The organism is Mesorhizobium sp. WSM4845 (assembly GCF_055811455.1).
In genome coordinates, this window is the sequence record NZ_JBVVQA010000025.1 from 91,823 (window position 1) to 101,400 (window position 9,578).

At 60.9% G+C, this 9,578-nt stretch carries 9 protein-coding genes; 5 read left to right on the forward strand and 4 right to left on the reverse strand.

Features of this window, described 5'->3' with window-relative positions; all coding sequences use genetic code 11:
• Positions 1-113: 113 nt before the first annotated feature.
• A complete protein-coding gene (locus AC0L2C_RS24845; RefSeq protein WP_027153502.1) occupies positions 114-383 on the forward strand; it encodes a hypothetical protein in 270 nt (89 codons plus the stop codon).
• A 78-nt stretch (positions 384-461) separates the two neighbouring features.
• Here AC0L2C_RS24845 and AC0L2C_RS24850 read toward each other — a convergent pair whose 3' ends face one another.
• A complete protein-coding gene (locus tag AC0L2C_RS24850; RefSeq protein WP_287050427.1) occupies positions 462-1,058 on the reverse strand; it encodes a response regulator in 597 nt (198 codons plus the stop codon).
• Position 1,059: 1 nt separating this feature from the next.
• Entirely contained in the window at positions 1,060-1,257 is a 198-nt protein-coding gene (locus AC0L2C_RS24855) for a hypothetical protein (RefSeq protein ID WP_473524663.1), read from the reverse strand.
• Between the two features lie 167 nt (positions 1,258-1,424).
• On the opposite strand from AC0L2C_RS24855, the gene AC0L2C_RS24860 reads away from it, so the two are divergent.
• Positions 1,425-4,523 carry a CheR family methyltransferase gene (locus AC0L2C_RS24860; protein ID WP_473524664.1) on the forward strand — a complete coding sequence of 1,033 codons (3,099 nt, stop codon included), beginning with the start codon at positions 1,425-1,427 and terminating at the stop codon, positions 4,521-4,523.
• Positions 4,520-4,879, forward strand: coding sequence for a response regulator (locus tag AC0L2C_RS24865; protein WP_023801272.1), 360 nt, complete (start codon positions 4,520-4,522; stop codon positions 4,877-4,879). Before AC0L2C_RS24860 ends, AC0L2C_RS24865 begins: the two co-directional genes overlap by 4 nt.
• A 12-nt stretch (positions 4,880-4,891) precedes the next feature.
• On the opposite strand, the gene AC0L2C_RS24870 is transcribed toward AC0L2C_RS24865, so the two are convergent.
• Positions 4,892-5,131, reverse strand: a complete 240-nt coding sequence (locus AC0L2C_RS24870; RefSeq protein ID WP_128172238.1) for a hypothetical protein — start codon at positions 5,129-5,131, stop codon at positions 4,892-4,894.
• A 157-nt stretch (positions 5,132-5,288) separates the two neighbouring features.
• On the opposite strand from AC0L2C_RS24870, the gene AC0L2C_RS24875 reads away from it, so the two are divergent.
• The gene (locus AC0L2C_RS24875; RefSeq protein ID WP_128172239.1) at positions 5,289-5,507 is read left to right on the forward strand and encodes a hypothetical protein; all 219 of its coding nucleotides are present in this window, start codon (positions 5,289-5,291) and stop codon (positions 5,505-5,507) included.
• Positions 5,508-6,756: 1,249 nt separating this feature from the next.
• The gene (locus tag AC0L2C_RS24880; protein ID WP_473524665.1) at positions 6,757-9,276 is read left to right on the forward strand and encodes a caspase family protein; all 2,520 of its coding nucleotides are present in this window, start codon (positions 6,757-6,759) and stop codon (positions 9,274-9,276) included.
• 106 nt (positions 9,277-9,382) lie between these two features.
• On the opposite strand, the gene AC0L2C_RS24885 is transcribed toward AC0L2C_RS24880, so the two are convergent.
• Positions 9,383-9,578 (reverse strand): hypothetical protein (locus tag AC0L2C_RS24885; RefSeq protein ID WP_473524666.1); only part of this gene is annotated, 196 nt, incomplete at its 5' end.

Consider the following 9,578-nt stretch of genomic DNA (forward strand, 5'->3'; position numbering starts at 1 on the left):
AACGAGCCTTGGGCGATGCGCTGGAACATTGCAGCTTCTTTGGGGTTAGGGCGCTCAACCGGCCCGTGGGCGCGAGGCTCACACGCTCAAGCCTGGATCAAAGGGAGATTTCAATGTCTGAATCGAAAACAACCACCAATCATGACGAGATCCGCCAATGGGCCGAAGATCGTGGTGGCCGACCGGCAGTTGTACGAACCAGGGGCGAGGGCGGCATCTTGCGGATCGATTTTGGCGAGCCCGAGGAGAAGCTCGAACCCATCGAATGGGATGAGTTCTTCCGGATTTTCGACGAGAACGACCTGACTTTCCTTTACCAGGACGAAACCGGCTCCGGAAAAAACAGCCGGTTCAACAAATTCATCGACCGCAAGAACGGCTGAGGAAGCTGCTACTCAGCGCTGTCGGGTAACTATAGATGGCTGTTTTCGCCTACTTTTTAGACTGTTAGAAAACCAATCTCAGTGCAGCAGGCTGGTTCCGCCCGATCCGGCAATGTTTCGCATGATGCCGTTCAGCCAGTCTTCGGTCGATACACCGGGCCGCCGCCTGTCGATCTCGCCGATGGCGCGCTCCAGTGTTCGTTCGACCAGCCGATCGGAAGCACCGACGTCGCCCAGAAGCAGCCGCGCTGCGAGCCTGAGCTTCGGCAGAAGTGAAAACACGTTGTCCGACAAGTTCACGGCAGGGCGACCGGCAAGGGCGGATTTTTCCGGAGGGAACAAGGCGTCGAAGACGGCGTAGCTATCCGACGATTTTCGAAGATTGCTGGCGTGGCGGAGACGTTCGGGGATGACGATGTCCTCGTCACCACTGAAAAAGACGAAGGGAACGCCGCGGCGCATCAGTTCGTCGGCGATCGGAAACACCCGCCGGCCGTTGAGATTGACGTCGAGGATCGCAGCCTCAGCCACCTCGGTATGCATGGAGGCATGTTCGACGGTCGCCGCAGGGCCAAGGACGACCGCGCCCATATTGCCGAAATATCTTGCAAGATCGCCGGCCAATACCCAATCGTCTTCGACTATCAGGATGCGCACTCCTCGGAGATCGCGCACCTCATCGCCCTTTCTTCGAGCGGAATTTGCAAGTGTCCGCACGGGCCTGTTCGGAATGTTCCTGCAAGGCTGCCTGCAATCGCTTCGCCAAAACAAGCATGCGCGGCGGAATGGATTCGTTTCCCGGCAAACTCAGCAGATCCTCGAAGCGCAACGACGCTCGTCTTGTCAGCTTCAGCTCAGGTGTGCGCTTTGACATTGGAGTTCCACAATAATCCCGACTTTAACGCCGTCTGCACGGACTTGTTCCGGCCCTCGCGCACGTTATATGCTGGGCGTTGCGTTCAGCCCGGTAGTGGGCTTTGGGTCGATTTGGCGGCCTTGTCGTCTAGGCTGTTCAACCGAGGGCTTGCGGTGACATCTCAGGTGAAGAGATTTCCAATTGTGGGCGTCGGCGCGTCGGCCGGCGGCATTCCTGCAATGGAGGGCCTGTTCAAAGGCATCACCGGCCAGCCCGGCATGGCGTTCGTCATCGTCACCCATCTCAGCCCCGAGCGCGAAAGCCTGCTTCATGAGGTCGTCGGACGTTACACGCAACTCCCGGTTGTCGTCGTCGAGGACAGCACCACTATCCTGTCCGACCACGTCTATGTGATGCCGCAAAACGTCGTTCTCACGATCGAGCGGGGAGTGCTGCACCTGCGGCCATCCAACGTGCTCAGCCGCGAGCGCAAGCCGATCGATATCTTTTTTAGCGCGTTGGCGGAGGATCAGGGCGAATATGCGGTTGGCGTCATTTTGTCGGGCGGCGATTCCGATGGCACGCTTGGCGCCAAGGCGATCAAGGAGCGTGGCGGACTGACGGTCGCCCAGGCTCCCGACGGCTACGGTCCGCGCAACCCGGACATGCCGAAAAGTGCGATCTCCAGCGGGCTGATCGACATTGCGGCGCCGGCGGAGGAGATCGGCGCGAAGCTCGAGGGGTTCGCCCGCAGCTTCGACATGCTGAACGGCGTTGCCGGAGACGGCGAGCACGAGACGGCAGAACTGGATCGGCTCCGCGACGAGATCTACGGCATTCTGCAGGGCCAATCCGGCCACGATTTCTCAGGCTATAAGACCAAGACATTCCTGCGGCGCATCAAGCGGCGCATGCAAATCGGACAGCTTGATTCCATTGAAGAGTATGTTGAATGGCTGAAGAAGGACCCTCGCGAGGTGGCGAACCTTTTTCGTGACCTTTTGATCAACGTCACCGATTTTTTCCGTGATCCCGACGCGTTCAAGCTGCTCGAGGAGAAGGTCGTACCGCAGCTGTTCGAGGGCAAGACCGCCAGCGACGCCGTCAGGATCTGGGTGCCTGGCTGCGCCACCGGCGAGGAGGTGTTCTCGATCGGCATGCTGTTGCGCGAACACATGGAGACGCTTTCGGTTGTGCCGCGCGTCCAGATATTTGCGACCGACATCGATGAGCCCGCGCTTGCGGTGGCGCGCGCGGCGCGTTACCCGGCGGCATTGCTGCAGGGCGTCTCGCCCGAGCGCAGGCAGCGTTTTTTCAGCAGCGACGGCGAGAGCAACGTGCTTGCCAACGAGGTCCGGGAGCTGTGCGTCTTTTCCCCTCACAGCGTCGTCCGCGACCCGCCGTTTTCACGCATGGACATGGTTTCATGCCGCAACCTGCTGATCTATTTCGGCTCGGACATCCAGAACCGGGTGATTCCGATCTTCCACTACGCGCTGAAGCCGGGCGGTTATCTTTTCCTCGGCACGTCCGAAAGCGTCGGCCAGCACGACAACCTCTTCGCCACCGTCGACAAGAAGCAGCGCATTTTTCAGGCGCGGGAACATGCCTCGCCACACATTAGGCTGCCGATGCTGATCGGCGATGGCCGTTCAGGCGCCTTCCTGCCTGAAGGAACGGGGCCGAACAAGCGAACCGCCAGCTATCCGCTTCGACAGGCGGTCGAGGCACAGGTGCTGGAGCGTTTCGCGCCGCCGCATGTCGTGGTGAATGGCGACGGTGACGTCGTCTACTATTCGGCGCGGACCGGCCGATATCTCGAAGCGCCGCAAGGCATTCCGAGCCGGCAGGTGCTGACTTTGGCCCGCTCCGGGATAAGGCTCGACCTGCGCGCGGCATTGCGGGAAGCCGCCACGACGCGCCGCACCGTCGTGCGGGAAAATGTCGTCGTTGACGAGGACGACGAACAGGCCCTGTCGATCAAACTCACTGTCGAGCCCCTGGCGGAACGCGGCAAGGGCGAACGGCTTTATCTCGTCCTGTTCGAACCGACGGGGCCGGTGCAGGCGCGGTCCGATGTTGGGCCCGAAAACCGTAGCAGCGAAGGCACTGCCGATCTCGAGCGGGAGCTGCGCGAAACGCGGGAGCGACTGCAATCGACGATCGAGGAGTACGAAACCGCACTGGAAGAAGTGAAATCCTCGAACGAGGAACTGGTCTCCGTCAACGAGGAGGCGCAGTCGACCAATGAGGAGCTCGAGGCCTCGAAGGAGGAGATGCAGTCGCTCAACGAGGAACTCAACACCATCAATTCGGAACTGACCAACAAGATAGAGGAGCTCGATCGCGCCAACAGCGATTTGCGCAATCTGTTCGAGAGCACGAAGATCGCAACCATTTTCCTCGATCGCAATCTGGTGGTGCGGACCTTTACTCCGCCGGCCTCGTCCTTCTTCAGCCTGCGTCCCTCCGACGTCGGCCGGCCGCTGACCGAGCTTTCGAGCCAGCTCGACTATCCCGAGCTGAAACCGCATATCGATGCCGTCTTCGAAACCGGAGAGACCCTGAACCATCATCTGGCGCGCGACAACCAGGGCCGGTTTTATATGGTTCGCATCAATCCGTATCGCGACAAGGACGACAGGATCCAGGGCGTCGTGGTCACGCTGGTCGATGTCACCACATTGGCCGAGACGGAAGAGCAAAACCGGGTGCTCATTTCGGAGCTGAACCACCGCGTCAAGAACATGCTGGCGGTGGTCGCCAGCATCGCCAACCGCACCCGTGAAAGTTCGGAATCGAAGGAAGAGTTCGCCGAAGCGCTGATTGGTCGCCTGCACGCCATGTCGCGGGCTTACGGTCTGCTGTCGAAGGAACGCTGGAAAGAAGCTTCGATCAACGAACTGCTGCATCAGGAGCTCGAGCCTTTCAGCATTGACCGGTTCGAACTTAACGGCGCTGAAGTGAAGCTTAGCCCGCAACAGAGCCTTTCCCTTAGCATGGTCATTCATGAACTGGCGACCAACGCCGCCAAATATGGCGCGCTGTCGACGCCCGAGGGCAGGGTCGTGCTGAAATGGTCTGGCGACGGCGATGTTTTCACGCTCACCTGGTGCGAGCGACACGGGCCGCCGGTCAGAAAACCTGAAGTCAGCGGCTTCGGGCTTTCCCTGCTGCAGGGTGAGATCGGCTACCGGCTTGGCGGAAACGTCGAGACCACCTTCAACCGTGACGGTCTTGAGGTCCAGATCACATTCCCGATGCTGCGCAAGGAGACGCCGTGACCGACCCGCTGCGCGTTCTGGTGGTCGAGGATGAATGGCTCATCGCCGAGGACATCGCTGCTTGTCTGCGCGATTCGGGACATCAGGTGATCGGCCCGGCCCCTTCGGTGGCGGCGGCCCTTCGTCTTATCGGCGAAAATCCTGTCGACGTGGCGCTGCTGGATGTTCAACTGCATGGCGAAACGAGCCTGGCGATCGCAGAAGAACTAAAAACCCGCCATATTCCGTTCGCGTGCCTGACCGGCTTTGGGCCGCGCGATGTTCCATCCGCGTTCGCCAACGCTAGATTTGTTCGCAAGCCGGCAGATCAGGCGGCCATTCTCAGAGCCTTGGCGGAATTGGTCCCGACGTCCTAGCTCGTTTGCCCTTCAGTCCAGCGGCTTTTCGGTCGGTCGGGGCGTGGCGCCTTGCTGGCGCGGCCGGCCGGCATTGCGGTTGGCCACCGGATTGTCCAGCGGAGCGGTCGAGGGCTTCGAGGCTCCCGCGCTTTTCGGCGTCGGTGGCCTGGCTCCGGCATCCGTATCGTCAGCATCCCGCCTTGGACGACGCAAGCCAGCGGCATTTGCCTGCCGGATTGCCGGTTTCGATGTAGTTTTCTTGTGGGCCATGGTGTCTCCTTCCTGCTGCGACGGAAACAACGGAGGCTTCGTTCACCGGTCGCAGCCCTGCGTGTCAACCGCCGGCACGGTGCGAAGTTCCACGACCTGCCGCTGGATGGGAACCATTTTCGATACTGGCTGTTCGGCTCGCAGGAAGGAGCCGGACATGGAGCGACGTAACGCCATACTTTCGCTGGTCATAGCAGCGATCATTATCGTCGGCTTTCTCATTGGCTTTTTGTATGCCGACATGGGCTGGCGCACCTCGCCACTCACAAGAGCCCCTGAGCAAAACCAGGGTGGGAACGCCCCGGCCGACACCTCGCCTGCCGCGGGCATCGAAAAGAACCCCCAAGAGAATACCGAGATGCCGGATCAGCAATAACCGCGATCTTTCCGGCAGGAACCGGGCAAGCTGGATGGTCTTGCCCAGAACCAATGGCTGTATCGCTGGTGATATCGGACTTACGGTGGCTGCTGGTACCCGGCTGCCAACGCCGCGGCCTCTTCCCCCGTCATTGAAACCCCTCCTGCTGATGTAAGCGATTTCTGGCATTTGCGTATCGGCAGCACGGCGTGCTCAGTCTCCGGAGACGAGAGCCGGCCGATCCTGCTGCTTCTTGCCAACGCATCTTGGTTGGCCCTTGCTGCGAGCCACTCTGCCCGCTCCCGCGGCAAGCCGATAAGGCAAATACCAGCGAAGTGCGCCGGCACATCCACCGTCGTGTCGAACACGGCCCATGTGTTGGTAGGCTCCTGAACCGGCAAAAACCTCATAACAGCTCCTGCTAATATATAGCACGAACTTACGGACGAAGCACTGTTCCGGCATCAACCAAACGAAGGAGAATTTTTCGTTTTGCCACGCTGCGGCGCGCTGAGCCTCGCAAATTGATCCACACCGTCTGTATCGCGGCTGCGACGTGGCCGAAAATAGATCTCGACGAGCGAACGCATCCAGGAGCCCGCCAGGCGGCGGCGCTTTTGCGTGTCGGCGATCCGCCTTCAGCCCCATCTCGCGGCGCCTCGGCGTATCCCTTGGGGAAGTGTCAACTGGCCTTGGGAGCGCTGCTCGGGACCAGGAATCCACCTTTTAGCAACTCCAGGGCGTCGAGCGCCTCCTCATCCAGCAAATCTGTCAGAGCCACCCCTTCTGCGAAGACCACCCTATCGTCGTCTATATCGTAGACCTCCCAAAGCCCTTCCTTGTTCCGTCGAATGGCGTGCCGATGCTCCATAAGCAGACGCTAATTGAGTCGCGGAAATGGTGGCTAGGAAAAATCAGGGGCAGGCCGACATTAGCAGTGGAAAACCCCAGGCGCCCTGACGCGTGATGCATGCGCAAGTCAAGGCTATGCCGGCCGCGCGCGGCCCGAGGGGGCCAAATCGACCACGGGCAAATAGTTGAGAAACCTTTTGACGATCATTGCGGACACTCGGCCTCTGATGTAATTTAGGGACCGATCAAGTGAGGAATATACCGCTGTCGCGACGGCTTTTCTCTCTTTTCTGTCTCGGCAGATAGCATGCTCTCTAACGGACCTTGGCACTGCAAGCTGTGTTCTTGTGGTCGCCAGGTAACGACGGTTAAGGGATTTGCCATGCTCCGACGTTGCGCATTCGTTGCGGCCTTGATGCTCGCAAGCGTCGCGACCTTCGACGCTTCTGCAGTCGAACGAAGGGTCGCCTTTGTAATCGGCAACTCCGATTACCAGGAAATCTCGGCCCTCAAGAACCCGGCCAAGGATGTGGTGGACGTATCCAACACGTTTCGAGCGGCTGGTTTTGATGTTTTCGTCGCCAGCAATCTTACAAAGCTGCAATTTGAAGATCAGTTCCGCAACTATCTTGCCGCCGTGGACGGCGCGGACGTAGCTGTCGTCTACTATTCCGGCCACGGCTTTCAGATCGGCGGCGAAAATTTCCTGATCCCAGTCGACGCCTCGTTGAAAGATGCGGCGGACATCGAGGTCCAGGCAATCAAGCTGAACGATGTGCTGCAGCAGATGCGTTCGAAATCGAAGATCCAGGTGATCATCCTCGATGCCTGCCGCAACAATCCATTCCCTCGCAAGGACTATTGGCTCAGGGACCAGCTTCTTACTGCCAGCGGCACCGGCCTTGCGCAAGTAAGAAGCTCACTGAACACACTGATTGCTTTCGCCACCGAACCCGGCGCGGTCGCCTACGACGGCGCCGGCGACCTCAGTCCTTTCTCATCGGCGTTTTCTCGTCGCGCGCTCGCCCCGAACCAGGAGATCCGCACGGTCATGTCGGCCGTCCGCCGGGATGTGGTTGAGGCTACCAAGGGCCTGCAGGTTCCCTGGGAGAACTCTTCGCTGATCGACGAAGTCGTTCTGATGCGTCGCATCAGCCGCCCATCGCTGCCGCCGGTATTGGAGAAAGTCGTGCTGTCCGGGGCAGGCCCTATCGATCTGGACCTCCCGGAACCGGTCCAGGTCGATGGCGGGACAATAACCGTCAGCATCGAAAGACCACCCGCCTTGGGACGCCTGATGCTGGACGGCAAGGTCATCGAGGCGGGAGACCTGATCCAGGGCAAGGATCTGCCGCGTTTGCAGTTGGATGTCCCCAAGGGAACTGGCGAGCCGGAAGAGATGGATATGCTGGCCTATGCCGCACGCGACAGTTGGGGCGGCGAAGCCAAGGGCATGCTGGTGTTCCGGGTCAAGAGCGGCGAAGGAGCCGAGGGCGAACAGGTGATGGCCTCGCTCGAAGCCGAGCAGAAGCAGCAGGTGCTGCAGCGCGGCATTCATGTCACCGGTGCGGCCGAGGCGATCGAGAACCGGGACGTCGACGTTCCGGTCGGCGTCGGCGCCGTTGCCCTGAACCTCGACGTCCCGACAGACGATGCGGCGGTCAGCCTGAAAGTCATAAACTATCCGGCAACGGGGACGCTCTCCCTGCCGGATCGCACCCTGTCGCCCGAATCGAGCTTGACGGTCGGCGAAGTCGAGGGGTTGCGCTATGAACCCCAGATCGGAGCCAGCGCACCAGTCGAGATCGCCTTCGAAATTCGGGCGGACAGCGGCACAGCCAAACCCGCCAAGATGAAACTGTCGCCGAGCGTCGATCCGTGCGATTTGGCTGCCGGCGAACCTCTCGACCTTCAAGGCGTCGTCCCCGGCTTGCTGCCAAATGAAATCGGCGCCGACGCGGTCAAGCTGTGCGAGGCCGCGGTGAAGGCGTATCCCGATGTCGCCCGCTTCCGTTATGAACTGGGACGCGCGCTGCTTGCAGCCGGCAAGGTCGACCAGGCCAGGAAAGCGATACAGCAGGCCGCCGACAGGGGGCACGTGCGCGCGGTGTTCGAACTCGGCTACCTCCATGCGACGGGAACGGGCCAGGCTGTCGACCGCAAGCAGGCCAACACCTTCTACGCGGCTGCGGCCGACAAGGGCGATCCCTACGGGATGACGTCATGGGGCCGTGCCCTGTTCCATGGCTACGGCGTCGAGCGCGACACCGGCAAGGGGCTGGACCTGCTGCTCAAGGCGGCCGCGATGGGGCACACCTATGCCATGAACGATCTCGGCGCGATCTTCACCGAAGGCCGCAACGGCGTGCCCGCCGATCAGGCCCGTGCCGTTGCGTTCCTGGAGGCCGGAGTCCAACGCCAGGACATGTATTCGATGAACTTGCTCGGTCGCAATTACCTCAGCGGCCGGGGCGTCGAGAAGGATCCGAAGGCTGCGCTGGCGCTTTTTCAGAAGGCCATGGACTTCGGCCAGCCCTATGCGCCGGGCAGTCTTGCGCGCATGTACCGTGATGGCGTTGGCGTGGAGCAGAACCTTGATGAAGCCCAACGTCTGTTTGAACTGGCAACCTCGCGCGGTGACCAGTCCGGCGCCTATGATCGCGCGGCCCTCGAGATGCAAAAGGGCGACAAGGCCGACCAGGCCGTCGCCGTGCGTTTCCTGGCATTCACAGTTGCGCTCGATCTTCGCAATGAGCTGCCTGACGCCCGGGCGACGTTGGCGCAATTCGGGGCCAAGCCGAAAGCGGCGGCGTTGAAGCAGCTGCGTGGGGAACTCAAGTCGAAGATTCCGTTGAGCGGCTCTGTCGACAAGCAACTGGTCAAAGCGGCCAGGGCGGTCTGGGAACAAGCCAATCCGCGTCGGGATTTGTTCTGATCAACAAGGAGGCAATGGTGGGCAGAAATCTGAAGCAGGCAACAATCGGGATAACTCTGTCCATCGCCTTGGCGGGGGTCATGGGCTGCACATCCTGGCCGCCCCTTCAGCCGATGCCGCTGGTGGCGACGCCCACGCCGGCGCCGAAGGTCGTTCGCAGAGCCGCGGCTCCGCGGAAGGTCGTCAACCCGGCTCCCAAACCGGTGGCCGCCAGGAAAGTGGTCAAACCGGTCGCGGACGAGCCTGCTGCCGCACCTCCCGTAATCATTCCTTCTTCGGGAGGAGGCGGGGGTGGCGGAAGA

Coding starts and splice junctions, on each gene's coding strand:
- AC0L2C_RS24845 (WP_027153502.1), top strand. CDS start 114: ATGTCTGAATCGAAAACAACCACCAATCATGACGAGATCCGCCAATGG.
- AC0L2C_RS24855 (WP_473524663.1), bottom strand. CDS start 1,257: ATGTCAAAGCGCACACCTGAGCTGAAGCTGACAAGACGAGCGTCGTTG.
- AC0L2C_RS24870 (WP_128172238.1), bottom strand. CDS start 5,131: ATGGCCCACAAGAAAACTACATCGAAACCGGCAATCCGGCAGGCAAAT.
- AC0L2C_RS24875 (WP_128172239.1), top strand. CDS start 5,289: ATGGAGCGACGTAACGCCATACTTTCGCTGGTCATAGCAGCGATCATT.
- AC0L2C_RS24880 (WP_473524665.1), top strand. CDS start 6,757: ATGCTCGCAAGCGTCGCGACCTTCGACGCTTCTGCAGTCGAACGAAGG.